This window comes from Bartonella grahamii subsp. shimonis (assembly GCF_036327415.1).
GTDB classification, from domain to species: domain Bacteria; phylum Pseudomonadota; class Alphaproteobacteria; order Rhizobiales; family Rhizobiaceae; genus Bartonella; species Bartonella shimonis.
In genome coordinates, this window is the sequence record NZ_CP123961.1 from 1503588 (window position 1) to 1529032 (window position 25445).

23 protein-coding genes and 2 tRNA genes are annotated in these 25445 nt (G+C 35.9%); 17 read left to right on the forward strand and 8 right to left on the reverse strand.

Features of this window, described 5'->3' with window-relative positions; all coding sequences use genetic code 11:
• Window positions 1-11: 11 nt before the first annotated feature.
• Window positions 12-644, forward strand: a complete 633-nt coding sequence (plsY, locus tag QHG57_RS06655) for a glycerol-3-phosphate 1-O-acyltransferase PlsY (RefSeq protein WP_330167626.1) — start codon at window positions 12-14, stop codon at window positions 642-644.
• Window positions 619-1833 carry a DNA-processing protein DprA gene (dprA, locus tag QHG57_RS06660; RefSeq protein WP_330167627.1) on the forward strand — a complete coding sequence of 405 codons (1215 nt, stop codon included), beginning with the start codon at window positions 619-621 and terminating at the stop codon, window positions 1831-1833. The genes plsY and dprA overlap by 26 nt, the downstream gene beginning before the upstream one ends.
• On the opposite strand, the gene QHG57_RS06665 is transcribed toward dprA, so the two are convergent.
• Window positions 1763-1969 (reverse strand): hypothetical protein, encoded by a 207-nt coding sequence (locus QHG57_RS06665; protein WP_007347924.1) that lies wholly within the window; start codon window positions 1967-1969, stop codon window positions 1763-1765. The genes dprA and QHG57_RS06665 overlap by 71 nt on opposite strands.
• A 265-nt stretch (window positions 1970-2234) precedes the next feature.
• Here QHG57_RS06665 and topA point away from each other — a divergent pair, with 265 nt between their 5' ends.
• The 8 genes from topA to QHG57_RS06705 all read left to right on the forward strand — a co-directional run bounded on the left by topA (window position 2235) and on the right by QHG57_RS06705 (window position 10873).
• A complete protein-coding gene (gene topA / locus QHG57_RS06670) occupies window positions 2235-4808 on the forward strand; it encodes a type I DNA topoisomerase (RefSeq protein ID WP_330168983.1) in 2574 nt (857 codons plus the stop codon).
• Between the two features lie 3 nt (window positions 4809-4811).
• Window positions 4812-7085 (forward strand): ribonuclease R, encoded by a 2274-nt coding sequence (gene rnr, locus QHG57_RS06675; protein ID WP_330168984.1) that lies wholly within the window; start codon window positions 4812-4814, stop codon window positions 7083-7085.
• 318 nt (window positions 7086-7403) lie between these two features.
• Window positions 7404-7736: an MFS transporter gene (locus tag QHG57_RS06680; protein WP_330167630.1), complete on the forward strand. Its 333-nt coding sequence runs from the start codon at window positions 7404-7406 to the stop codon at window positions 7734-7736.
• A 6-nt stretch (window positions 7737-7742) separates the two neighbouring features.
• The gene (locus QHG57_RS06685; RefSeq protein WP_330168985.1) at window positions 7743-8540 is read left to right on the forward strand and encodes an MFS transporter; all 798 of its coding nucleotides are present in this window, start codon (window positions 7743-7745) and stop codon (window positions 8538-8540) included.
• Between the two features lie 103 nt (window positions 8541-8643).
• The gene (rpmG, locus tag QHG57_RS06690; protein WP_004864083.1) at window positions 8644-8811 is read left to right on the forward strand and encodes a 50S ribosomal protein L33; all 168 of its coding nucleotides are present in this window, start codon (window positions 8644-8646) and stop codon (window positions 8809-8811) included.
• 333 nt (window positions 8812-9144) lie between these two features.
• Window positions 9145-9702 carry a thermonuclease family protein gene (locus QHG57_RS06695; RefSeq protein ID WP_330168986.1) on the forward strand — a complete coding sequence of 186 codons (558 nt, stop codon included), beginning with the start codon at window positions 9145-9147 and terminating at the stop codon, window positions 9700-9702.
• Between the two features lie 28 nt (window positions 9703-9730).
• The gene (locus QHG57_RS06700) at window positions 9731-10360 is read left to right on the forward strand and encodes a uracil-DNA glycosylase family protein (RefSeq protein WP_330167633.1); all 630 of its coding nucleotides are present in this window, start codon (window positions 9731-9733) and stop codon (window positions 10358-10360) included.
• 21 nt (window positions 10361-10381) lie between these two features.
• A complete protein-coding gene (locus QHG57_RS06705; protein WP_330167634.1) occupies window positions 10382-10873 on the forward strand; it encodes an Lrp/AsnC family transcriptional regulator in 492 nt (163 codons plus the stop codon).
• 47 nt (window positions 10874-10920) lie between these two features.
• Here QHG57_RS06705 and cobT read toward each other — a convergent pair whose 3' ends face one another.
• The 3 genes from cobT to glpD all read right to left on the reverse strand — a co-directional run bounded on the left by cobT (window position 10921) and on the right by glpD (window position 15499).
• Window positions 10921-11907: a nicotinate-nucleotide--dimethylbenzimidazole phosphoribosyltransferase gene (gene cobT, locus QHG57_RS06710; RefSeq protein ID WP_330168987.1), complete on the reverse strand. Its 987-nt coding sequence runs from the start codon at window positions 11905-11907 to the stop codon at window positions 10921-10923.
• A gap of 389 nt (window positions 11908-12296) precedes the next feature.
• Window positions 12297-13280 (reverse strand): tRNA dihydrouridine(20/20a) synthase DusA, encoded by a 984-nt coding sequence (gene dusA, locus QHG57_RS06715; protein WP_330168988.1) that lies wholly within the window; start codon window positions 13278-13280, stop codon window positions 12297-12299.
• A gap of 689 nt (window positions 13281-13969) precedes the next feature.
• Window positions 13970-15499, reverse strand: a complete 1530-nt coding sequence (gene glpD, locus QHG57_RS06720; RefSeq protein ID WP_330168989.1) for a glycerol-3-phosphate dehydrogenase — start codon at window positions 15497-15499, stop codon at window positions 13970-13972.
• Window positions 15500-15840: 341 nt separating this feature from the next.
• Between glpD and QHG57_RS06725 the strand changes: the two genes are divergently transcribed.
• The 4 genes from QHG57_RS06725 to QHG57_RS06740 all read left to right on the forward strand — a co-directional run bounded on the left by QHG57_RS06725 (window position 15841) and on the right by QHG57_RS06740 (window position 19109).
• On the forward strand, window positions 15841-16713 hold the full coding sequence (locus tag QHG57_RS06725) for a DsbA family protein (RefSeq protein WP_330168990.1): 873 nt from the start codon (window positions 15841-15843) through the stop codon (window positions 16711-16713).
• Window positions 16714-16955: 242 nt separating this feature from the next.
• Complete coding sequence (accB, locus tag QHG57_RS06730) at window positions 16956-17456, forward strand: acetyl-CoA carboxylase biotin carboxyl carrier protein (protein ID WP_330167639.1); 501 nt, start codon at window positions 16956-16958, stop codon at window positions 17454-17456.
• Window positions 17457-17470: 14 nt separating this feature from the next.
• Entirely contained in the window at window positions 17471-18829 is a 1359-nt protein-coding gene (gene accC / locus QHG57_RS06735; RefSeq protein WP_330168991.1) for an acetyl-CoA carboxylase biotin carboxylase subunit, read from the forward strand.
• Between the two features lie 204 nt (window positions 18830-19033).
• Window positions 19034-19109 (forward strand) — tRNA-Thr (locus QHG57_RS06740).
• 371 nt (window positions 19110-19480) lie between these two features.
• On the opposite strand, the gene QHG57_RS06745 is transcribed toward QHG57_RS06740, so the two are convergent.
• From QHG57_RS06745 to folE, 4 genes are all read right to left on the reverse strand, one after another.
• Complete coding sequence (locus QHG57_RS06745; protein WP_330167641.1) at window positions 19481-19987, reverse strand: hypothetical protein; 507 nt, start codon at window positions 19985-19987, stop codon at window positions 19481-19483.
• Between the two features lie 137 nt (window positions 19988-20124).
• Window positions 20125-21318: an alpha/beta hydrolase gene (locus QHG57_RS06750; RefSeq protein WP_330168992.1), complete on the reverse strand. Its 1194-nt coding sequence runs from the start codon at window positions 21316-21318 to the stop codon at window positions 20125-20127.
• Window positions 21319-21512: 194 nt separating this feature from the next.
• Window positions 21513-21597, reverse strand: a tRNA-Leu gene (locus tag QHG57_RS06755).
• Between the two features lie 141 nt (window positions 21598-21738).
• Complete coding sequence (gene folE, locus QHG57_RS06760) at window positions 21739-22359, reverse strand: GTP cyclohydrolase I FolE (protein WP_330167643.1); 621 nt, start codon at window positions 22357-22359, stop codon at window positions 21739-21741.
• 125 nt (window positions 22360-22484) lie between these two features.
• On the opposite strand from folE, the gene QHG57_RS06765 reads away from it, so the two are divergent.
• The 3 genes from QHG57_RS06765 (at window position 22485) to thrS (ending at window position 25353) form a co-directional block, all read left to right on the forward strand.
• Window positions 22485-22913: an iron-sulfur cluster assembly scaffold protein gene (locus tag QHG57_RS06765; RefSeq protein ID WP_330167644.1), complete on the forward strand. Its 429-nt coding sequence runs from the start codon at window positions 22485-22487 to the stop codon at window positions 22911-22913.
• Complete coding sequence (gene yidD / locus QHG57_RS06770; protein ID WP_330167645.1) at window positions 22914-23264, forward strand: membrane protein insertion efficiency factor YidD; 351 nt, start codon at window positions 22914-22916, stop codon at window positions 23262-23264.
• A 112-nt stretch (window positions 23265-23376) separates the two neighbouring features.
• Window positions 23377-25353 (forward strand): threonine--tRNA ligase, encoded by a 1977-nt coding sequence (gene thrS / locus QHG57_RS06775; protein ID WP_330167646.1) that lies wholly within the window; start codon window positions 23377-23379, stop codon window positions 25351-25353.
• The last annotated feature ends 92 nt before the right edge of the window (window positions 25354-25445 follow it).

The window sequence follows — 25445 nt, forward strand, 5'->3', positions numbered from 1 at the left end:
TGAGATTTTTAATGAATGAAGCAGAAATATTTTTTCAGTCCACTCCATGGTTTATTTTCTTAATATCTTATCTCATTGGTTCGATCCCATTTGGTCTTCTTTTTACAAAATTGGCCAAAATTGGCGATATAAGAACAATCGGTTCCGGTAATATTGGAGCAACAAATGTTTTACGAACAGGAAATAAAAAGCTTGCTACTCTAACACTTCTTTGTGATATGTTGAAAGGGGCTCTCGTTGTTTTCGTTATAAAGTTTTTTAGTGATCCGCTAAACAATAGTATCCTTATTTCTCTAGCTGGTTTTTTTGCTTTCTTAGGACATCTTTTTCCCGTATGGCTTAAATTTAAAGGTGGCAAAGGTGTTGCTACCTATCTAGGGATCTGCTTAGGAGTCTACTGGCCAGCAGCAATTGTTTTCATTGTTGTGTGGATGACGATTTTTCTACTCACACGCTATTCTTCATTATCCGCACTCGTTGCTGTTGTTATAACTGCGATATTTGTTTTTTACTTTTCCGATCCTTATTTCTGTTTTATGCTGATTGTGATGAGCATATTTGTGTATATAAAGCATTACGCAAATATCGGTAGATTATTAGTTGGGAAAGAAAGTAAGATTGGGACTCAAAACGGGGATAAATAAAGGAATCCTGCTCACTGATCGTCAACGTCTAAATTGGTTACGGTTATTGCGTAGTGAAAATATTGGAGCAGTGAGTTTTCGCAATCTCATTGATCATTATAAAACAGCAGAAAATGCTTTGGTAGCACTGCCAGAGCTTAGTAGAAAAGGTGGTGCTTCTGTATCTATTAAAATAGCAAGCTTAGAAGATGCAGAAAAAGAAATACAAGAAGCTGAAAGATTAGGTATTCGATTTATCGCTATGGGAGAACCAGATTACCCAGCCTTTCTTAAGGTTACAGAAGCATCCCCGCCGCTTATTGCTATAAAAGGCAATGTTTCAGTTTTTCAAAAAAATTCTATTGGAATTATAGGATCCCGAAATGCCTCAGCCGCTGGTAAAAAGCTTGCTGCTCAATTTGCGCATTTTCTTGGCGAAGCGGATTTTGTAATAATTTCTGGGCTCGCTCGTGGAATTGATACTATTGCACATCAAGCAAGTTTAAAAACAGGAACCGTTGCAGTTATGGCTGGCGGAATTGATCATATCTACCCTCCTGAAAATAAAAAGTTGCATGAAGATATTATCGCCAACGGTGGAGCTATTATCAGTGAAATGCCGATCTCTTGGAAGCCGCGCGCTATCGATTTTCCAAGAAGAAACCGTATTATTGCAGCTCTATCACTTGGTATCTTGGTTGTAGAGGCAGCCCTGCGCTCAGGGTCCTTGATTACCGCACGTCAAGCAGTCGAAATGGGACGGTTGATTTTTGCCATTCCCGGTTCTCCACTTGATCCAAGATCTGTTGGTACAAACAACCTCATCAAGGACGGAGCTCTACTCACCACACATCCTTCTGACATTATAGAAACACTTACGCCATTAATTTCACCGCTTCCAAATTCCCAACTCAATTTTTTTGAGGAACCATCCTCTTTACAACTTGAAAAGAAGAATGTTAATTTAGCAGATGGAAAAAACAGCCTATCCCCTTTAGAAGGAGATGATGCAGAACGCGCAGCAGTTCTCTCCGCGCTTTCAACAACGCCAATCGATTTAGACACACTCAGCGCCCATTCAGGTGTTTCACTCCCAACTCTCTACCTCTTGTTGGTAGAACTCGACCTTGCTGGAAAGCTCATTCGACACTCTGGTGGTTGTGTGTCATTGTCGAATTTTGATCTTCCCCAAGAGCCTCAGCACTATTAATAATGCTTTGCCCTTCTTTGGCAACCATATCCAAAAGCAATGCTAAAAGCGGACTATGCGCCTGACGTGCCATCTGATTCATTTGCTTTGACATATCTGTAATATATTGGATAACTTTTAAATGATTTATAAACATAATCCTCTATCCTTGAGCATTTCCCCTCCTACCTCTCAATAGACGTCATCTTAGTATTTCGCCGTATGTTTTTGTAATAACAGTGGAAAATAAATCGTGTAATTCTATATAGGGTGTACTCTAATAATAACAATCATAAGTTGTACAATATTCATGTTTTTTATATGGCTAATATTTTTTTATGTGCTCTTAAGCAATTGTCATTAGCTATTCGCGTAAAAGGCGTTTATAAAAAAGTTTTTTATTTCAATATTTGGGTAAAATTATGAATATCGTCATCGTTGAATCTCCAGCAAAAGCAAAAACAATTAATAAATATCTTGGGTCTCAATACAAAGTTGTCGCATCATTTGGACATGTTCGTGATTTGCCTGCAAAAGATGGTTCCGTTTTACCGGATCAAGATTTTTCTATGAAATGGGATATAGATTCTGCTGCCGCTAAACGTTTAAATGAAATAGCAAAAGCCGTTAAAGAAGCCGATAGCCTTATATTAGCAACAGACCCTGATCGTGAAGGGGAAGCTATTTCATGGCATATTCTGGATATTCTTCGTCAAAAAAAAGTTTTAAAAGATAAACCTATTAAAAGAGTTGTTTTCAATGCCATCACCAAAAAGTCTGTGCTTGATGCTATGAACAATCCACGTGATATTGATACATCACTTGTAGATGCTTATCTTGCACGTCGTGCTCTTGATTATCTCGTTGGTTTTACACTTTCACCTGTTTTATGGCGGAAACTCCCTGGTGCGCGTTCAGCAGGACGCGTTCAATCGGTTGCTTTGCGTATTATTTGTGATCGTGAATCAGAAATAGAACATTTTATCAAAGAAGATTATTGGTCCGTTACAACACAGTTAAAAACCATCCGAAATGATAGTTTCCAAGCAAGATTGACAATGTTCAATCAAAGAAAAATAGGCAAGCTTGATATTCAATCTCAAGAACAAGCAGATCAAATTCGCTTTATGTTGGAGAAAGCAGAATATCATACACTTAGTGTTGAAGCAAAACCAACTAAGAGAAATCCTTTTCCTCCATTTACAACCTCCACATTACAACAAGCAGCTTCTTCAAAATTAGGATTTTCAGCTTCTCGCACTATGCAAATTGCCCAAAAGCTTTATGAAGGTATTGAAATTAATGGTGAAACGACAGGGCTTATTACTTATATGCGTACCGATGGTGTGCAAATAGCACCAGAGGCTATTGATTCAGCACGAAAAGTTATTCATGAAACTTTCGGTAAAGACTATGTTACTGAAAAACCACGTTTTTATTCAACAAAGGCAAAAAATGCACAGGAAGCACACGAAGCAATCCGCCCAACAGATTTTCAACGCAATCCTAGTCAAGTTCGTAATTTTCTCGATAGCGATCAAGCAAAGCTCTATGAGCTGATATGGAAGCGTGCTATTGCCAGCCAAATGTGTTCTGCTGAAATTGAACGTACAACCGTTGAAATTGAAGCACAGCAAGGAGAAAACCGTGCAAATCTACGAGCAACAGGATCTGTTATTCGCTTCGATGGCTTTATTTCCGTCTACACCGATCAACGAGACGAAGAAAATAATGAAGAAAATGAAACAACACGTTTACCACAAATAAAGACTGGTGAAGCCCTTACAAAAGAAAAAGTTGAATCTGTACAGCATACCACAGACCCCCCTTCTCGTTATTCTGAAGCTTCATTAATTAAAAAGCTTGAAGAGTTAGGAATTGGTCGTCCTTCAACTTATGCCTCCACATTGGCGACATTGTGTGACCGTGGATATATTATAATTGATAAACGAAAGCTTATTCCCGATGCTAAGGGACGTATTGTTACGGCCTTTCTTGAAAATTTTTTTAATCGCTATGTAGAATATGGTTTCACAGCAGATCTTGAAGAAAAGCTAGATCTTATCTCTGATGGCAAACTTTCTTGGAAAGACGTATTGCGAGATTTTTGGGATGGATTTAATGCATCTATTAGCAATATCCAAGAACTCCGTATAACCAATGTTCTTGATGTTTTAAATGTAACATTAGCACCTCTCGCCTTTCCTGAACGGGAAGATGGAAGTGATGTGCGTTCCTGCCCTCTTTGTAAAAATGGTCAATTATCATTAAAACTCGGTCGTTATGGTGCTTTTGTTGGCTGTTCCAATTATCCCGAATGTAAATACACACGCCAACTTGGTACAGATACTGGAGAAGAGAATGAAGCTGTGCACAATGATGAACCTGTTATACTTGGTATTGACCCTGAAACAGGAAAAGATATCTCTCTTCGCAATGGTCGGTTTGGTCCCTATATTCAACTTGGTGAAAGCAAAGAAGTTAAACGTGCAGGACTACCAAAAGAATGGCAGGCAGAAAATGTAACTCTTGATAAAGCCTTGGCTTTACTATCCCTTCCCCGTGAAATTGGCATTCATCCTGAAACTGGAAAAACAATTACGGCTACGATTGGGCGATATGGTCCCTATCTTAGCCATAACGGAAAATCTGCGCGCCTTCTTCATGCAGATGAAGTTTTTGATATTGGTATCAATCGCGCTGTTACAGTATTGGCAGAACAACAAGAAAACAAAACCAAGCAAAGCAGAACAACACCTACAGCATTGGCAACATTAGGAGAGCATCCCGAAGGAGGAACTATTACTGTGCGCAACGGGCGTTATGGCCCTTATGTTAATTGGGGTAAAATTAATGCAACATTGCCAAAAGATAAAGATCCTATTAGCGTAACTCTTTCAGAGGCATTAGAACTTATATTGGCTAAAGCATCGAGTAAAAAAACAACTTCAAAAAGAGCTTCTTCTAAGACAAAAGCAAAAATAAAAGAGACATAGATTTTGGCTAAAGGTGAAAATAAAATAAAATATCTCTCTTCATTCAAGGGGAAAAATTTTCCCAATAAGGAAGAAATCCTTTCCTTTATAAATGAGAATCCTAACCACTCAAGTAAACGAGAAATCGCCAAAGCTTTTAACTTAAAAGGCGATTCTCGTATTTGGCTTAGAGATATATTACGTGAGTTGAAGGATCAAAATCTTATCTCTAAACAGCGCAAAAGAGCAATAAACAAAGGAAAACTACCTCCTATTACTTTAGTAAAAATTATCGGACGTGATAAAGATGGAGGTTTTATTGCACAACCTCTTGAATGGGACGATTCTCCAAAGCCAAATATTGAAATACACTCTTTTCATCACATAAAAGGAAGTAGCATTGGTGTTGGAGATCATCTGCTTGTAAAAGTTTTTCAAAATAAAAATTCTGAAAGCTCAAGCCTTCCTTATACAGGACGAATTATTCGTAAAATTGATGTATCTCCCAAAAGCGCATTTGCTGTTGTACGAAAATTGGAAAATAATCAATGGCGCCTTGATCCTATAGACCGTAAAACCAATGAACTCATTATTGAAATGTCTCCAGAAATGAAGATTGAAATTGGTGATCTCGTTGAAGTCGAAATTAAAAAAAATACTGGTTACGGATTAAAGAACGCAAAAATAAAGAATGTTTTAGGGCACATTAAGAGTGAAAAAACACTCTCTATGATTGCTCTTCTTTCGAAAGGAATTCCTTATATTTTTCCTGAAAGTGTTCTTGAACAAGTCAAACATATCAAAGCTGCCAATATGGACAATCGTGAAGATTGGCGACAATTACCATTTATTACAATTGATCCACCAGATGCAAAAGACCATGATGATGCAGTTTATGCAACCAAGGATAAGGACCCAGCAAATAATGATGGTTGGATTATTATTGTGGCCATTGCAGATGTTTCTTACTATATCAAAACAGGAAGCGCTTTAGATAAAGAAGCATTGAAACGCGGGAATTCTGTTTATTTTCCCGATACCGTTGTGCCAATGTTACCTGAACGCCTTTCTCATGATTTATGTTCTCTGTGTGAAGGAAAAGAAAGACCAGCTTTAGCCGTTCGTATGATTTTTGATGCAAACGGTAATAAACGAAAACATAGTTTTCATCGTATTATGATTCGTGTAAAAGCCAAACTTTCTTATCAAGAAGTACAATTGGCAATTGAAGGTAATATAAATGAAAAAACAGCCGCTCTTTTTGAAAGCATTTTGCAACCCTTATGGGAAGCCTATGCATGCCTTAAAGCTGCGCGAAATCGTCGCCAACCACTAGAATTAGAAATAGCAGAAAAAAAGATTATTCTTAATCAAAATGGATGCATAAAAGATGTTGTGAGTGAAACACAGTTAGAAGCACATCGTTTAATTGAAGAGTTTATGATACAAGCCAATATTGCAGCTTCTGAAACATTAAAACAACATCACCAGCCCCTCATTTATCGTATTCATGAAAAGCCTTCTCTTGCTAAGCAAGAAATACTTCGGAGCTTTCTTCAGAGTTTGGGGATACCACTCTCCCGCGGAAGCGAACTTACCTCAGCACGCCTTAATAGCATTCTGGCAAAAGTGACGAATACACCACAACAAGAATTGGTCAACCAAGTTATTCTGCGCTCACAATCTCAAGCTGAGTATAATCCCAAAAATATCGGCCACTTTGGTTTAAACTTACATAATTATACACATTTTACATCCCCCATCCGTCGTTATGCTGATCTTATTATTCATCGAGCACTCATTAAAACCCTGAAATTAGGAAATGATCAATTAACAGATACACAAGAACAAAATCTTGCAGAAATTGCTACGCAAATTTCTTTATACGAGCGCCGTGCAATAATGGCTGAAAGGGAAACTATTGATCGGCTTGTTGCTCACTATTTAACAAATAAAATCGGCCGTATTTTTACAGGTCGCATTTCCGGAGTTACAAAAGCAGGTCTTTTTATCTCACTTGATAAATTCAATACAGATGGTTTTGTCCATATTTCTACACTTAAAGATGATTATTATCATTTTGATGAAGCACAACATGTTCTTGTAGGACAGCGTAGCCATAAAGGCTATCAACTCAGTGAGGTTGTAGAAGTAAAACTTATAACGGTACAACCTTTTGCTGGCGCTCTATGCTTTGAGCTCTTAACAAAACCACATCTACTAAAATTTTCACTGACATCTTACCATAAAAACAAATTAAAAAAACAAAAGCATACTTTTTATGGGAGAAGAAAATAATCTTCCTATACTCCATTAAATAAAATATGAATAATAAAAGAATAAAATAATCATAACTTCAAGTTAAGAGATGGCCTATAATAGGTAATATTTACATTATTTTATGTGTACAATCTTTAGTATATAAGAGGATACATTTTATCATTATATCTATAATAACCGTATAAAATCTTGCAGTTTTTTATACTCAGGGAATGAGAGAAGCTGCAAAAGATAGTGTGGGCTCCCTTCCATTTCAGCTCATCTTTTCATTGTTTAAATAAACAAAAGTACCTTAAGCATTCTCATTAAAAAAATTTTTACTCTCAAAATAATTCTTTGCGTGCAATTATTGCCGCTATTGCAACCATTGGCACTGTTGGAACAGCATTGGCAATGGGAACACAACTTGTCTCTCTTCTTATGGCAGAGAAAGGTATTTTCAATAGTATGATCGGCTATAGTGGAACTGTTGGTGGTATTGCCACAATTGTTGCAGCTATTTTTACGTCTCAAATTGCCTTATGCTTAGGCATCGCTCAAACAATATTGCTTATGATGGCGATAGGATCTTTAAGTTTTTTAGGATTCTATTTTTTTGACACCATATGGATTTGGTTTATTTTAAAGTTTATATTACATTTCAGCATGACAGTTATGTTTATCCTATAAGAGTTTTTGATCAACAGTTATGCTCACCCTAAAAAACGCGGTTTGATTCTTTCTATTTATGCTATTGCCTTAGGATTAGGGGTTGTGATAGGCTCAACGCTATTAGCAAAAGTGGGAACACAAGGATTTATTCCTTTTGCTGTTGGATATGGCCTTATTATACTTGCTACTATACCAATTCTTGCAGCTTGGAAATTAAGTCCAGAATTTCAAAAAAAACAATATACGTCATTTTTTCATTATCTTTTTCACGTTCCAAGCGTAATGGTGACCGTCCTTATTTACGGAGCCATTCAAATGGGCGTATTAACTCTTATCATATCCTTTAGTTTATCCATTGGTTATAATGAGAATGAAGCAGCATACTTTATGGCAACCCTTGCTCTTGGGAATGTTTCCCTCTTAATTCCTATCAGCATTATAAGCGACGACGCCAAAGATCGACGCTACCCGCTGTTAAGTTGTGCTATCTTAGGCTTTGTGGGACCTTTTATAATACCATGGATTCTTCAATATCCACGGATTCTGATGCTTGATCTGTTTCTTCTGGGTGGTGTATCAGCGAGCCTTTATACAATTAGTCTTGCACATTTAGGAGCGCGTCTCAACGGGCAAGAACTTGCTGCTGCTAATTCTGCTTTTATTTTTTGCTATGGAATTGGTATACTTATCGGGGCGACCTTTATCGGAAAATCCATGGATATCTTTAAACCCTTCGGTTTTTCAATAGCCCTGACTGTTTTTTTCGGTTCATATGTCATTTTTGTGTTTGTCCAACTTATGAGAAAATTAATCAGCTCTTGACTTTTTTGAGAACATCCGTACTGTTGCCGAAAAATCTGATGATATCGGAAATAAGTTTTGACAGCGATAATATTTTTTTCAGTATAAATAGGGTTCTTACATTATGGCTAAAGCAGCAACCATTAAGATTAAGCTTTTATCAACTGCAGATACTGGTTTTTTCTATGTAACAAAGAAAAACAGCCGTACAATGACAGACAAAATGAGCAAGCGTAAATATGATCCAGTTGTAAAAAAGCACGTTGAATTTAAAGAAACAAAAATTAAATAAATAGACTTATCATTGAATTGATAGATTTTATACTCCAAAAGAAATGTGTAGATATTGCTCTTCAAGGTTGTTTTTCGAGGGGTGTTTTTTGTTTTCTTAAGCTTAAAAAGTTATTTTAAAATTTGTATGTTTTATACGGATTTGAATAAGTTGATTTATTATTTAAGTTGCTTACATATATTCTACATGAGTATTTGATTATTGCGCCCTCTAGCGAAAATTTTGTCATTAAAACGAGACATTGTTTTGTCATATGAATAAAATTTTTCGGACGAATTATAAGCAATACTAAAATAGAGTGCGTTATAATAATGTTAGCAGTTTCTTGGTTTCATGAAAAAAAATTCTCATTTTAATCTAAGAAGCTTTAAAAAAATTACCGGTTTCAGTATTTTTGTTACTGCTAGCATTCTTATTGTTATGTCAATTTATTTTAAGCAGAATCAGCTGTTGCCTCAAAAAGAAAAATTTTCTTTTCAAAACTCTGTTAAAGGAAATGCAATAATCATTGATGGTGATTCCATCATGATTTCTTCAATTAAGATTCGACTAGTTGGAATTGATGCTCCTGAACTCCACCAATTTTGTGGAAAAAAGGAGAAACGCTACCCTTGTGGGCTTGAGGCAAAAAAATATTTAGAAAAACTAATAGAAAATCAAATTGTTACATGTCACTGGCATAAAACAGATCAATACCGTCGTGTTCTTGCAATATGTAAAACAAAACAAGTTAGAAATATCAATGCAACGCTTGTACATAATGGTTGGGCTGTAAGTTATTATGAATACCCCAAAGAAGAACAAGAAGCTAGAAGGAGAAAGAAAGGAATATGGGCATCAAGTTTTCAACGACCGCGAGAATGGCGCAAAGCAAATCCTCGCACTGAATAAGAAAAATATTTTTTAATGTCATTGACTAATGAAACAATGCAATCATATTATCAAACTTGAAAAAAAGATCCGTTCCTGTCGAGTTTGTATCCAGCAACCACATTATTTTCCTCCTCTTCCTCACGAACCAAATCCTGTCGTTTACTTATCCGATACGGCTTCGATTGCAATTGCAGGACAAGCTCCAGGATTGCGTGTCCATGAAACTTCTATCCCTTTTAACGATCGCTCTGGCAAAAGGCTGCGTAATTGGCTGGGAGTAACGAAAGAAGAATTTTATAACAGATCTCTTTTTGCTATTGTTCCTATGGGATTTTGTTTTCCAGGTTATGACAACAATAAAGCTGACTTACCACCAAGACGTGAATGTCGAGAAATATGGCATGAAAAGATATTTCAAGCGATGCCTCAAATAAAGCTTGTTCTTGCTATTGGCAGTTATGCGCAAAAGTGGCATATTACGGAATTAAAACATAAAACTGTTTCAGCAACCGTTTGTGACTGGAGAAATATTCTTTCCATCCCCCAACCTCAAGGCTATAATGTTATGCCTTTGCCTCATCCATCATGGCGAAATACTTCTTGGTTACAGAAAAACCCATGGTTTAACGATGAGCTTATTGTATATCTGCGTCGTTTAGTGCGTAAATTTTTATAAATTAAAATATTGAGAAAAAACATGGATCGTCTTGACCGAAAAATTTTACATCTTTTACAAGAAAATGCGACACTTTCTGTTGCTGATATTGCTAAAAAAGTGGGACTTTCGACCACTCCTTGCTGGCGTAGAATTCAAAAACTTGAAGAAGATGGCGTCATTCAGCGTCGTGTTGCCGTTCTTTCTCCAGAAAAAGTAAATGCGCACGTCACTGTTTTTGTGTCTATTCGCACAAACACACATAGTCATGAATGGTTTAAGCGTTTTTCAAAAATTGTGCAAGAATTCCGTGAAGTCATTGAATTTTATCGAATGAGTGGAGATATTGACTATTTATTGCGTGTTGTTGTGCCCAACATTGAAGCTTATGATCTTTTTTATAAAAAATTAATTTCTAAAATTGACATCCGTGATGTTTCATCTTCTTTCGCAATGGAACAGATTAAATATACAACAGAACTTCCACTTAATTATATTAAATTACACGACAAGACTCATGAACACAACTCTTAAGAGTTTTTTATATCATCTTATTATCTTTAGGCATTCAAACTTTCTTGTTAAAAAACCACCATTTGTGCATGTGTTAAAACAGCAGCTTTGACAATGCCAGCTGCCATAGCTGCTCCTGTCCCTTCACCAAGACGCATCCCCAAATCCAGAAGTGGTTCTTTTCCAATTTTTTTTAAAAGTTTACGATGAGCTGTCTCAGAAGAAACATGTCCAACAAGGGTATGATCAAGAGCTTTTGGATGCATTTTATAAAGAACTGCTGCAGCTGCTGTTGCCACAAAACCGTCTAAAATAACGGGTATTTTTTCTATTCTTGCTGCTAAAATAGCACCAACCATAGCAGCAATTTCACGTCCTCCTAAGCGACGCATTATCTCAAAAGGATCATTAAAATAATCCTTATGCAAAGAAATGGCTGTCTTAACTGCTATAATTTTACGCTGATAAAAATCACCTTCTGATTCCATACCATTTCCTATCCATTCTTCAGCTTCTCCCCCAAACAATGCTAAGCATAAAGCTGAAGCTATTGTTGTGTTTCCAATCCCCATTTCACCAATACATAAAAGATCTGTTCCACCCGCAATGGATTCCATTCCAAATGCCATTGTAGCAGCTGCACTCCGCTCATCCATTGCAGCATCCTTTGTAATATTCATTGTTGGATATTCCAATGCTAAATCAAATATTTTTAATCCAAGATCATAAGCGATACAAATTTGGTTGATAGCAGCACCACCGTCTGCAAAATTTTGAACCATCTTTTGTGTCATAGATTGTGGAAATGGTGAAACATTCTCTTCTACGATACCATGGTTTCCAGAAAAAATAGCGACCAAAGGTCGCGTTACGATAGGTTTTTCGGTACCTCTCCATCCCGCATACCAAACAGCAATATCTCCCAGTTTTCCTAATGCTCCTCGTGCTTTTATTAAGCTTTCTTGCCGTTTTTTTGCCAAAATTATAGAAAACTCATCAGCAACAGGTAAATTTGTAAGCAAAGCACGAAAATCATCAAATGGACTAGCAGTCATGAGAATACCTTTTAAAATCTACAATTTTTAATGGGAATCACGTCATATAGATAGGATATGAATAATTTATTGCCTTTTTAAACAGTGTTTTAAAAACGTTAAATATTATGAAAGCAATAATTTTTATATTCTATTTTCTAACCTAATAATGGACATATAAGATTCAAATATTATCAATATCTTATGACTATCTTTACATTACATCCTTAATCTATTTTCTATTAAATAAGAGCAAACAGCATGTTGTTTAATGTATAAATCCTAACATTCTTTCTATAAACAAAAGTTATAAACTCGCAAAACCTTATAAAATTAAAGTGATTAAAATCATCGCAAAAAAATAAAATTGCAAAGGATCTGAACTTTAACATCTGTTCATTATCAGATTGTTATTCAATGAGAGAAGAAAAAGCTTCTTTCAAAATATATATATCTGCATTTGGTTTTGTCGCATCATTTGATAATATTTGTCGCCATCGACGTGCTCCACCTCGCCCATGAAATAAACCAATCATGTGACGTGTTACATGAGAAAGCAGCCCCCCCGATGCAATATGTCGAGCCGCATAATCACACATAACCTCAATAAGATCACTTTCACTCAAATTATTTTGCGACTCACCATAGAGTTCAAAATCAATATGTTTTAACAAAGTTGGATCATGATAAACTTGGCGACCAACCATGACAGCATCACAGAAAATCAAGTGTTCTTTGATCTCATTAATCGATTTAATACCTCCATTTATCCCAATGAATTTATGAGGATATTTACGTTTTAATTTATAAACTCTTTCATAATTAAGGGGCGGAATGTTGCGATTTTCTTTCGGACTCAATCCTTTTAACCATGCTTTACGTGCATGGACCCAGAGGGCATCACACCCTGCATTCCAAACTTTATTCGCTAAAAGATCTAAAGCTAATTCTTCATCCTGTTCGTCGACCCCAAGTCGACATTTGACCGTTACAGGTATAGTAACTGCCTTTTTCATCGCTTCCAAAGCATTTGCCACAATATCAGGATGTAACATCAAACAAGCTCCAAATACACCTGCTTGAACACGATTTGATGGGCAACCAACATTGAGATTTATTTCGTTGTAGCCAAAATCTTCAGCAATTCGTGCAGCTTCTGCTAACTTTTTCGGATCTGCTCCCCCTAATTGTAATGCAACTGGACGTTCTTTATCGCTAAAAGCCAACAATTGTTCGCGAACACCATGAATGACAGCATCTGCTACTATCATTTCCGTATAAAGAAGTGCTTTTTTCGTTAAAAGACGATAAAAAAACCTGCAATGTCGGTCTGTCCAGTCCAACATTGGTGCCACTGCAAATTTTACAGGCGATGGAAGGTTGTAAAATATCATGAGGATATTACTCTCATATCCCGATAACTCTCTCTTTATACATAGAAAAATGCTTATTTTAGTTTACGGAAAGTTTTATTCTCTTATACTATCATGAGTATAATAACAGCTCATTATCTTCAATTAATATAAAGGGTTACTACAATCAATCATGATAAAACACAATATCGCATTTCTCATAGATTAGTGTTCAGGTATATACATGAAAAAAAAAGATTTTAACTACAATATAAAAAACTTATTTATAAGTTTTTCTTACGCTCATCAAGCCTCTGTCCTTACATGATTGAGCTCAGCGTTTAAGATAATAAATAATAAACTAAAACATATAAAATTTTTCATGATAGATTTAATTTTTTAACTTATTGTGCAAATAAACGCTACAGAAAGTGCCTTTATCTTCTTTTTAAGAAAGAACAAAAAAAATCCTTATTTCACACGAATCTGATTATAAATCATTTTTTCTCAATGAGTTCTTCTTGGTAACATTCTTGGATTTCACTTTATAAGATAGACAAATTTCATCCTAAATATTTTATCTAATTTTGCCATTTTATGATTCTTGCAAAGAAAAAACTAAAATTAGGGTATAGACAACCATTATCTTTTTAATATGTATGGCTGACATCAGTATCTTTTGAAAAAAGATATTTCACAATCTTGCAGATAAAATCTGTAAAATGAAACGATCATAAACGTTGTTCAATCTCTTTTTGGTTTTGCATATAGGAAGAAAGAGTATCAACCTCTTGTTCATTAAATAGGAGACCAAGTTTTGAACGACGCCATAACACATCTTCACATGCTTTAGCCCACTCTTTTTCCATCAACCATTTAACTTCTACTTCATAAAGCCCATGTCCAAAATTTTTTCCTCTATTTGCCTTACCATGTGCAAATATTACCAATGCTTCCGTACCGTAGGAGCGTGCAAGTCTGCGATGTGTAAAAGCATCTAAATCTGGCATCAAAAGAGCAATCCTATTTTCGATTGTATCTAATTTGTTATAGGGAAAATCACCCCCTGGAAGAACTGCCTTAGCGGTCCATGATTCTCCCTTTTTACCAAGCTCTTTTTCAACAAATTTCATAGCATCTTCAGCCAACTTACGATAAGTTGTAATCTTTCCACCATAAAGATTAAGAATCTTTGGTGTTGTTCCTGTTCCCATTTCTTTTAAAACATAATCGCGCGTAATTTCTTGTGCTTTTGAAGCTCCATCATCATAAAGTGGACGAACTCCAGAGTAAGACCAGACAATAGTTTCAGGCAACACTGGTTGTATAAAATATTCACTGGCTGCTGCACAAATATAATCAATCTCTGTATCAGTAATATGAACGTCAGCCGGATTTCCTTGATAGTTACAATCTGTTGTTCCAAGCAAGGTAAACTCTTCTTGATACGGAATAGCAAATATAATACGCCCATCGCCATTTTGAAAAATATAAGCACGATCATGAGTATAAAGCTTGGGAACTAAAATATGAGAACCTCTAACAAGCCGTACTGGTGGATGTTCTTTACAGTCTAATACACTTGCCAAAACATGATCAATCCAAGGTCCTGTCATATTCGCAACATAAGAAGCTGTGACGCTATATTCTTTACTAGTTAACTTGTCTTGAAGAATGATACGCCATTTATTGTCTTCTTTTTTTAAAGAGAGAACTTCTGTCCGTACTTTTATATCAGCTCCCCACTTTTCTGCATCACGAGCATTGCCAATAACTAAACGCGCATCATCTACTCTTGCATCAGAATATTCAAAACCCCTCTGATATTCGTTCTTCAGTGTAGAGCAAAATTTTTTTGAAAAATTAATCGTTTTACTACGCCATAATTTCTGATTCCAATTCCCTAAATAATCATAAATAAAAAGTCCAAAACGCAACATCCAAGCAGGACGCAATTCTTTATGATAAGGAAGGAGAAAACGCAAAGGACGTACAATATGTGGAGCCATACGTAAAATGATCTCGCGTTCTTTCAATGCTTCACGAACAAGTTTGAACTCATAATGTTCAAGATAACGAAGACCACCATGAATAAGCTTTGTTGATGCACTTGAGGTTCCTGATGCAAGATCATTCATTTCAGCCAACCCAACTTTAAATCCACGTCCCGCTGCATCTCTTGCCAATCCACATCCGTTTATTCCTCCCCCAATGATAAACAACTCATAATGTGTTGTGGTTTTCATAATTTCACTTTTCATTATTTAATTTTGTTTTTCAGTACTCAATAAAGCAACAGGAAAAAATTAACACAAACACTCTCCATTGTATTATCAACGTACTTTTCCCCGAAATAAATACGCATAAAAAGCTTTTTGATACCCTTATACAGCAAAACAACATTTGACAAATTAAAGAGAGTTTTTTTATCCTTTACACAACATAATCCTTTCCAAGGTTCATCATATGAAATCTTTTTAGAGAAAAATTGATGTTTTTCTCATTCTTAAATACACACTTATAGCTAAATGCTTTATTGCACATAGATAACGCTTTTCATATAGTTTACTCAATGACACACTAAAAATATAAAGATATACAGATGACTTATCACTCTCATAACTCGAAAATAACACTTCTTTCAAAAATTTTAGTCCCAGTTATGTCGAGTATTTTAATCTTTTTACCTTCTTTATCAAACGCAACATCACACTCAAAAACAGCAAACCATTTAAACTTAGAAAAGCTTAAAAAACAGCTTTTGGAAGATTCTAGCTTTTTATTTAAGCTTAAAGAAAAAATTATACCACACACTGATTCTCATCATATTCAACAAGTTGTCAAAGAGTATCTTCTTACCCATCCAGAAATTATGATTGAAATGCAGCTTATTCTTCAAGAGAAGATGGAAAAACAAAATGAATACGAAAACCAAATACAAACTTCTGTCATTCATCTATTAGAAAAAGAAATTTTTCACTCTCCTCATGATGGCATTTTGGGGAACAAAAATGGTAAAAAAGTGCTTATCAATTTTTTTGATTACAACTGTGGATATTGTAAAATTTCCTACTCACATATAGAAGAATTGATAAAAGAATATCCAGACTTAAAAGTTATTATCAAAGATTTACCAATTTTAAGCTCTGATTCTATGGCAGCCCATACTGTTGCCTACGCATTTCGAAAACAATTTCCAGAGAAATATCCTCAGTTTCACAAAATGCTTTTAATGTATCAAGGTCGTGCAAATGAAGCTAAAGCTATTAAAGTAGCTGTTTCATTAGGAGCAGATGAAAAAAAACTACGTAATGCAATAAAAGATCCTAATCTTCAAAATACCTTTAAAAAAAATATTCAAATTGCCTCTAAACTTCATATTACAGGAACACCTTCTTACATCATTGGTAATAAAATATTCATTGGCGCAGCCAGACAAAATATTCTAAAACAAGCGATAGACAATACACAGTGAATACCTGATCAGTTTTATGAAGAATACTGTAAATGAGGTAATTTTATGCTTTCTCTTTTTTGACAACAGGCTTATAAGTGCAATTTTACGTAAAGCAGATACGAGTTTTAAATTGCAAAGTATAATGATTTAAAGGAAATAAAAATCTTTCAAGCCTCAAAAGATGTCATCCCTAATCTAGAGATATTCGGTCATAAAATGAGATAATGACGATCTTCATTGATCAAGGAGTTATAAATAAAATGGCAACAAAAAAAATGGATTCGGAAAAATATACCGCAATTGATACGAAAATTATTCGTGATCTTGCTGAAATTTTGAATGATACAAATTTGACGAACATTGAAGTTGAACAAGGGGAGCTTCGTATTTGTGTCTCTCGCCAAAATACCTCAACTTCTTCCGAGCAAGCAATTTATGCTCCTGTTTCTACTCCTACTTTTTCTGTAACCTCTTCGCCAATCCCAACAACTGAAACTCCTATACAACCTATCCAAGAAGATAAATCAAAAAACACAATAACCTCTCCGATGGTTGGAACAGCTTATCTTGCGCCTTCACCAGGCGCGCAACCTTTTGTAGAAGTAGGACAAAATGTTTCTGAAGGGGAGACATTACTTATTATTGAAGCCATGAAAACAATGAATCAAATTTCATCACCACGCTCAGGCACGGTAACCACTGTTCTTGTCAAAGATGGCCAACCTGTTGAATTTGGTGAGCCACTTATCATTGTTGAATAAAGCGAGGGGCAACCATGATTCGAAAAATCCTCATTGCTAATCGGGGAGAAATTGCTCTTCGCGTTTTACGTGCATGTAAAGAACTTGGCATAAAAACCGTAGCTGTTCACTCTACCGCTGATGCAGATGCAATGCATGTTCGTCTTGCTGACGAAAGTGTTTGTATTGGTCCTCCTCCCGCTCGCGATTCTTATTTGAGTATTCAGCAAATTATTGCTGCTTGTGAAATTACAGGGGCTGATGCTGTTCATCCAGGTTATGGCTTTCTTTCTGAAAATGCAAAATTTGCAGATGTTCTAGAAGCCCATGATATTACATTCATCGGTCCAACAGCTGCTCATATCCGAATCATGGGCGATAAAATCGAAGCAAAGAAAACCGCCAAAAAACTTGGTATTCCTGTAGTTCCCGGTTCAGATGGAGCAGTCACTGAAGAATTAGATGCTTTACGCACTGCTCGTGAAATTGGTTATCCAGTTATTATCAAAGCTTCTGCCGGTGGTGGTGGACGTGGTATGAAAGTCGTTCATTCTGAACAAGAATTTTCTATAGCTCTCAAAACAACGCGTTCAGAAGCGAAAGCTGCTTTTGGTGATGACGCTGTTTACATAGAGAAATATTTAGAAAAACCCCGTCATATTGAAATTCAAGTCATAGGTGACGGTGTGGGGAATGCTATTCATTTAGGAGAACGCGATTGTTCACTTCAACGACGGCATCAAAAAGTATGGGAAGAAGCTACATCACCTGCACTTAATGAAACTGAACGAAAAAAAATTGGTGATATTGTTGCAAATGCCTGTGCCAAACTTGGATATCGTGGAGCTGGCACTATTGAATTTCTTTATGAAAATGGCGAATTTTATTTTATTGAAATGAACACGCGTTTACAAGTTGAACATCCTGTAACTGAAGCAATTACAGGTATAGATTTAGTCCATGAACAAATCCATATTGCATCAGGCTGCAAGCTTTCAGTGACACAAGATGATATCTGTTTTTCTGGTCATGCCATTGAATGCCGCATTAATGCAGAAGATCCTATTAACTTTACGCCATCACCTGGAACCATTACACATTTTCATACACCTGGAGGTTTAGGGATTCGTGTTGATTCAGGTGCTTATTCAGGTTATCGTATTCCTCCTTATTATGATAGCATGATTGGGAAGCTGATTGTTCATGGGCGTACCCGTTTAGAATGTATGATGCGTTTACGGCGTGCTCTAGATGAATTTGTCGTCGATGGGATAAAAACTACACTACCTCTTTTTCGCGATCTTATTAATAATCAGGATGTTGCTGATGGTAATTATAATATTCACTGGCTAGAAAAATACCTTGCTCATCAATCAAAATTTTCAGATTCGTAATTCGATAGCAAAATGGTGAATTCTTATAAAAGATTCCATAAGATATCAACATAAGGATAATTTCAACCTTGCTGTAAAAAATGGTAAAAGAGGAAATAAGTTAGTTATTTTTTATTTGTTATATAGTTTTCTTTTAATATGTACAAAATTTGATAATTTTCTGTTTTACTTTTTGTGAGTTTGTGCTAACCCCTACATGGTTGCGCCCTTATAGCTCAGTTGGTAGAGCACCTGATTTGTAATCAGGGGGTCGGGAGTTCGAGTCTCTCTGGGGGCACCATATGCTTTAAATTTAGCTAATTCCTATCAAGGAAAATATTAAAGTTTAAGTTTCTAGTGAATATACTAACTATTTCACAACATTGGTAAAATTATCCGGCGAGCTATTATTAAAAGAATCAGAAAGTTTTTTGAAAATTCTTTCTACAAACATTTTCTTCAATAAAGCCACCTAATTTCATCAGCCTTAACTTTAGCAAAGATATAATCAAAGTCTTTTAAAGCTTTAATGCGATAAAGAGTGTAATTATAAAATACATGTGTTTCATTTATTAAAGCAAATCCTTTTCTTTAAAAAGATTATAGTCTTTTATCTAACAGCGTTTTCTGCTGTAAAATTCAAATTATCTATCTGCTCAACTAAAAGCACTTTTATTGTTTAGCTTTTGTGCTTTTTTCAAAGAGATGTGGGCTTTCAAGAATAAGCTTTTCTCGTGCTTTTTGTAACTGTTTGATGACTTCATCGATCTTTGATGAAGAACAAAAAGATTCTTGGCTATTCAACAAATGCAGCCTCTCTTTTCCCTCATATAAGCATTGCATCTGAGATTGAAGTATTCTAACTTCTTGAAAAAAAAGACGTCCTGTTTCCTTAAAACCATTATTAAGTGCAAAAAGTTGATCGGAAATGGATAGTAGAATTTGTTTTAAAAAACGCTCATTTTCTTGGCGTTTACGATATTCTAAAACAAGAGCACGGCTTATCTCATCTAACTGTTTTTTTGTAGAATCAATTTGACGCAATAAATTTGGTTTTTCCCCCATATCACCTTTTCTCACCTTCACAAGCATAGCATGAATGTCTAACAACTTAATTGCGGAATGAGATAAATAATCAACAACTGTAGGCGTACTAACATAGCGTTTCCGTGCAATCATCACAAACTCACCTAATGACTGTCTTTTACATTCATCCCGCTATTTATTTTTCATTTTACAAAGCTATTCTAAAGAAAGTGCTAAAAAATACTACCTCCAATGCATTATTCGATGGAGCCCCTTCTCTCTTTTCACTATCAACGTGGAATCCGTGGAGAAAACAAACGTACAGGTGTATAAAGAATAAGATGTGTTGTTTTCTCCAACACACTACTACCATCAGCAAGAAGAGCTTGACTAGGTGACAATTCTGTACCTTGCATAATTGTGGAAGCCAAAGAACCCTCTCGAGAAAGAGCCATCAACGTTGGCGAAGATGCAAAAACATTGTGTGCCCCCCCATCCACATGAGAGAAATCAAGAACAGCTATTCCATTTTTACGTAACATTTCAATATCTGAGCCATCGCCCACACGATGATGCCCACCCGTAAGACGTCCTGAAACTGCGAGAGCTTTATCCGCTCTGGATACTAAAATAGCTGTTGGCTGCGGGAGTTTTTTTATATCATTAAGTTGGCGCTCAAATACATCAACATCAATGTCTGGTGCAGCCATTAATAAACTTGTAATACGATGAATAGGCTTATATTTTTTCTGTAAGGCTAAAGTTCTAAATGCTTCCATTATAACAAAATTGCCCATAGAATGTGCAATAACCGAAATCTGATCAGCATTGGTTTCACTAATAAGTGTTAAAAGCTCTATCAATCCGTCACGAGCAAAATTAGCACTGTCACGATCATAAATATAAAGAGGAACAGATCCGGCGGAAGGCCAAGAATAATGTACAGCAACAACATTTAAAGAATAATCGTGTGTAAATTGTGCTGTACGAAATGTACCATCTGCAAAATTATTATTATACCCATGGATAAAAAGAAAAATTTCTCTTTTTCCTTTTGGCTTTTTTTCTAAAGCAGCATTTAATTGCTGTTTAAACTGTTCTTTATTATCGTATTTTTGCAATGCTACTGCTGCAAAATACTTATCATGCGTAGGTTTATACGCATTTATTTCAACAACGCCCTTTATATGTTGCTGAGGAATTCCTACATCTACGCGATTATAATGTACTTTATTTGATCGCTCTGCACCATAAGGTTGAGCGTAACTATTTTGCATCATACGACTTGTTGCAACATACACTGGAACGATGGCTTTTGGAGAAACCGGTTTCCCTTCAACTTCCCTTTCTACTGCAGTCATAGAAGGAGTTGCATGCACTCCATGCCAAAGCACAGCACGTGAATCACTACATGCTGACAATAAAGAGATACAAATAAGAAGTGCTAAATATCTCATAAGAAGTGCTAAATATCTCAGAATCATTATACTTCCTCACTGCAACTTCACCCCACCCTATAAAAATATAACATTTCAAATGCACAGATTAAAGTAATAAAAAATGAAACATTATTAGCAAAACATCAACAAATAACATACAAAAAAGATTTTTCTATAATGCGCATAAATCCCCTCTCTCTACATAACCTCATCTCATTACAGAGAGCCTCACTACTAACTGGTGCGGTCGAGAAGACTCGAACTTCCACGGGTTGCCCCACAGCGACCTCAACGCTGCGCGTCTACCAATTCCGCCACGACCGCACATGGTGAAGAAAAACATTTTGTTTTTTTAGCCTTTAACAAATCATAAAGAAAGGTACAAGCCAATTTTCTTTTTCTCATAATTTATTTTTATCCGGATGCTTTATAACTTAATAGAGATTACTAAAAATATGGGCTTTACTACGATCTTTGAATCATCATCATAAAGTGTGCTTGTGCAGCTTGATCTCTTTCATAATAACCATGAAAGTTTCTTGTAATTGTTGTAGAGCCCTGTTTTTGGATTCCTCTCATAGCCATGCACATGTGCTCAGCCTCAATCAATACTGCTACACCATGAGGCTTCAGATACGTTTTTAACGCTTGAGCCACTTGCGCTGTCATAGCTTCTTGTGTTTGTAAACGACGAGAAAAAATATCTACAACACGCACAATTTTTGAAAGTCCAACAATTTTTTCATTAGGAAGATATGCTATATGTGCTTTCCCAATAATTGGGATCATATGATGCTCACAGTGTGAATAAAAAGGTATATTTTTCACGATTATGGCTTCATTATATCCTGAAACCTCTTCAAAAACTGTGCCTAAAGTTTCTTTAACTGATTGACTATAACCATTAAAAAGCTCGCGATATGCCTTGGCCATACGTCTTGGAGTCTCTAAAAGCCCTTCTCTATTTGGATCTTCCCCTATCCATAAGAGTAATGTACGAATTGCTTTTTCCACCTCTTCAATACTCGGACGCTTTTCTTCAGATAAAAAAGAATCCTTTGCGTCTTCTTTAACAATATTACGCATTCAAAAACTCCAAGCTTACTCTATACAAAGCATTTGCTCCATACCTATTTCATTTTGTATAATCTCTATATAAGCAAATTAAAAGTTTAAACAATCACGACTCTCAAAATTTCAGGCAATAGCGTATGATTGATAATATCTATAATGATAAAATACTTAAATATGCTGCACATATAGGTAAAATTGGGCGTCTTAATAATCCTGATGCAACATCAAGAAAACATGCACACCTTTGTGGTTCGACAATCACTGTAGATTTAAAAGTGGAAAATGGTATCATTACGGATTTTGCCCATGAAATATACGCATGTGTGCTAGGGCAAGCTTCAGCTTCACTTTTAGCATCTCATATCATCGGACAAACAACACAAGATCTTAAAATATTGCGTGAAGTTATCTATAAAATGCTAACGCAAAATGGTCCTTCTCCTCAAGCTCCATTTGAGAATTTTTCTTGCTTACAGCCCATTAAAGACTATAAAGTGCGCCATGCAGCAACACTACTACCCTTTGATGCAACGATAGACTGCATTCAAAAAATTGAAGAAAAATAAATGTTCAAATCACAATCTCGACAAAAAAAATTGACTCGAAATTACACAGGCACTTGGCAAAAAACACCCGGACGATTATTAGGTATTTTCTTAATACGTTTCTATCAAGTAACACTTTCGAGTCTTATAGGCAATCAATGTCGCCATACTCCGACTTGTTCAGAATATACATATGAAGCGATTGCACGCCATGGGCTTTGGGCTGGTGCATGGATGGGACTCTTTCGTATCATGCGTTGTGGTCCCTTTGGAACAGATGGCTTTGATCCAGTACCTATTTCTCTTGGAAATTCTTGCTGTTTTTATAAACCTTGGCGTTACTGGAAAATTTCTGACAAACACAACAAATAATCCTTTTCTTTTTTCGTATGTATTGATAAAAAAATCAGTCTATAAGCTTTTTACTCAATTTTCACGAAACCATCCGCAATCGTTAGCGGAATTGGATTAAAAGGGTGTTTTTATGTCTTGCTCTATTTCTCTTTTTTTTCCCGATGGTTCAAAACGTAATTACCCCGCCGAAATGACAGGCTTGGAATTAGCAGAATCCATTTCTAAATCACTCGCAAAAAAAGCAGTCGCCTATAGTCTTGATGGTATCACGCGAGACTTATCGGATCCATTGGGACAATCTGGTCAAGTAGAGATTATTACCCGAGAAGATTCACGCGCTCTTGAGCTCATAAGGCATGATTGCGCCCATGTTCTTGCTGAAGCAGTGCAAGAACTCTTTCCTGAAACGCAAGTAACAATAGGTCCTGTCATTGAGAATGGATTCTATTATGATTTTGCACGCCAACAACCTTTTACATTAGATGATCTCACCGTCATTGAAAAGAAAATGCGTGAAATTATCCAACGCAATAAACCTTTTAGAAAAGAAATTTGGTCTCGTGAAAAAGCGAGAAAAATTTTTTCTGAGAAAAAGGAATTTTACAAAGTTGAACTTATTGATAGCATCCCTGAAAATCAAGATTTAAAAATTTATTATCAAGGAAAATGGTTTGATCTTTGCCGCGGACCGCACATGCAATCTACAGGGCAAATTGGGAATGCTTTTAAATTAATGAAAGTCGCAGGAGCTTATTGGCGCGGCGATGCCAATAATCCAATGCTCACGAGGATTTATGGAACAGCATTTACAAATGAAAATGACTTAAAAGCCTACCTCCATATGCTAGAAGAAGCTGAAAAACGTGATCATCGCCGCTTGGGACGTGAAATGGACTTATTTCATTTTCAAGAAGAAGGGCCAGGAATGATTTTTTGGCACAAAAAAGGTTGGAAAATGTTCCAAAATTTGATCAACTATATGCGTAGACGCCTTGATGATCATCAATATGCTGAAGTTAATGCGCCACAAGTTCTAGATAGGTCACTCTGGGAAATATCTGGCCATTGGGGGTGGTATAAGGAAAATATGTTCAAAGTAACTCCAGCAGCAGAAGTTTCAAATCATGGGAATATTTATGCCCTAAAACCAATGAATTGCCCTGGTCATGTGCAAATTTTTAAACATGGTTTAAAATCTTATCGTGATTTGCCTATTAGACTTGCTGAATTTGGACTTGTTCATCGTTATGAGCCTTCAGGCTCTTTACATGGTCTTATGCGTGTGCGTGGTTTTACGCAAGATGATGCGCATATTTTTTGTACTGATGAACAATTAGCCGATGAATGTCTCAGTATTAATGATCTTATTTTATCAACTTATGCTGATTTTGGTTTTAAAGAAATTAGTCTTAAACTTTCAACACGTCCAGAAAAACGAGTTGGATCTGATTCATTATGGGATCATGCAGAAAGTATCATGGAATCTGTCCTTAAAACGATTGAAACAAAATTTGCAGGACAAATCAAAACAAGTATTCTTCCAGGTGAGGGAGCATTTTATGGTCCAAAATTTGAATATACATTAAAGGATGCTATTGGCCGTGAATGGCAATGTGGAACAACACAAATAGATTTTAATCTTCCTGAACGTTTTGGTGCATTCTATATTGATAAAGATTCAGAAAAACGTCAACCTGTTATGATCCACCGTGCTATTTTTGGATCAATGGAGCGTTTTCTTGGTATATTAATCGAAAATTTTGCTGGACATATGCCACTTTGGCTTGCTCCTGAACAAGTTGTTGTTGCAACAATTACATCCGAAGCAAATGAATATGCCCAAAAAATAACGGCAAAACTTAAAGCTATTGGGCTTTCCGCAACAATAGATCTCCGCAATGAAAAAATTAATTATAAAATACGAGAACATTCTTTACAAAAAGTCCCCGTAATTTTAGTATGCGGCAAACGTGAAGCTGAAACAAACAGCGTAAATATGCGCCGCTTAGGAAGTACAAATCAAACTCTTTTATCTATAGAAGATGCGATTAAGCAACTCTCAAATGAGGTAACACCTCCAGATTTACAGCGTTTAATAAAGGCATAACATCGTAAAAGATGGTAAGACATTGATTTTTTACTATTTTTTTACTATAAAGCATCAATTTTGTATAAGATCAAACGATTTGATCGAATAGA

Excerpts from the sequence above, each read along its gene's own strand:
- plsY (WP_330167626.1), top strand. The coding sequence starts at position 12 with ATGAATGAAGCAGAAATATTTTTTCAGTCCACTCCATGGTTTATTTTC.
- QHG57_RS06665 (WP_007347924.1), bottom strand. The coding sequence starts at position 1,969 with ATGTTTATAAATCATTTAAAAGTTATCCAATATATTACAGATATGTCA.
- topA (WP_330168983.1), top strand. The coding sequence starts at position 2,235 with ATGAATATCGTCATCGTTGAATCTCCAGCAAAAGCAAAAACAATTAAT.
- rpmG (WP_004864083.1), top strand. The coding sequence starts at position 8,644 with ATGGCTAAAGCAGCAACCATTAAGATTAAGCTTTTATCAACTGCAGAT.
- QHG57_RS06695 (WP_330168986.1), top strand. The coding sequence starts at position 9,145 with ATGAAAAAAAATTCTCATTTTAATCTAAGAAGCTTTAAAAAAATTACC.
- QHG57_RS06700 (WP_330167633.1), top strand. The coding sequence starts at position 9,731 with ATGAAACAATGCAATCATATTATCAAACTTGAAAAAAAGATCCGTTCC.
- QHG57_RS06705 (WP_330167634.1), top strand. The coding sequence starts at position 10,382 with ATGGATCGTCTTGACCGAAAAATTTTACATCTTTTACAAGAAAATGCG.
- cobT (WP_330168987.1), bottom strand. The coding sequence starts at position 11,907 with ATGACTGCTAGTCCATTTGATGATTTTCGTGCTTTGCTTACAAATTTA.
- dusA (WP_330168988.1), bottom strand. The coding sequence starts at position 13,280 with ATGATATTTTACAACCTTCCATCGCCTGTAAAATTTGCAGTGGCACCA.
- glpD (WP_330168989.1), bottom strand. The coding sequence starts at position 15,499 with ATGAAAAGTGAAATTATGAAAACCACAACACATTATGAGTTGTTTATC.
- QHG57_RS06725 (WP_330168990.1), top strand. The coding sequence starts at position 15,841 with ATGACTTATCACTCTCATAACTCGAAAATAACACTTCTTTCAAAAATT.
- accB (WP_330167639.1), top strand. The coding sequence starts at position 16,956 with ATGGCAACAAAAAAAATGGATTCGGAAAAATATACCGCAATTGATACG.
- accC (WP_330168991.1), top strand. The coding sequence starts at position 17,471 with ATGATTCGAAAAATCCTCATTGCTAATCGGGGAGAAATTGCTCTTCGC.
- QHG57_RS06745 (WP_330167641.1), bottom strand. The coding sequence starts at position 19,987 with ATGATTGCACGGAAACGCTATGTTAGTACGCCTACAGTTGTTGATTAT.
- QHG57_RS06750 (WP_330168992.1), bottom strand. The coding sequence starts at position 21,318 with ATGATTCTGAGATATTTAGCACTTCTTATGAGATATTTAGCACTTCTT.
- folE (WP_330167643.1), bottom strand. The coding sequence starts at position 22,359 with ATGCGTAATATTGTTAAAGAAGACGCAAAGGATTCTTTTTTATCTGAA.
- QHG57_RS06765 (WP_330167644.1), top strand. The coding sequence starts at position 22,485 with ATGATTGATAATATCTATAATGATAAAATACTTAAATATGCTGCACAT.
- yidD (WP_330167645.1), top strand. The coding sequence starts at position 22,914 with ATGTTCAAATCACAATCTCGACAAAAAAAATTGACTCGAAATTACACA.
- thrS (WP_330167646.1), top strand. The coding sequence starts at position 23,377 with ATGTCTTGCTCTATTTCTCTTTTTTTTCCCGATGGTTCAAAACGTAAT.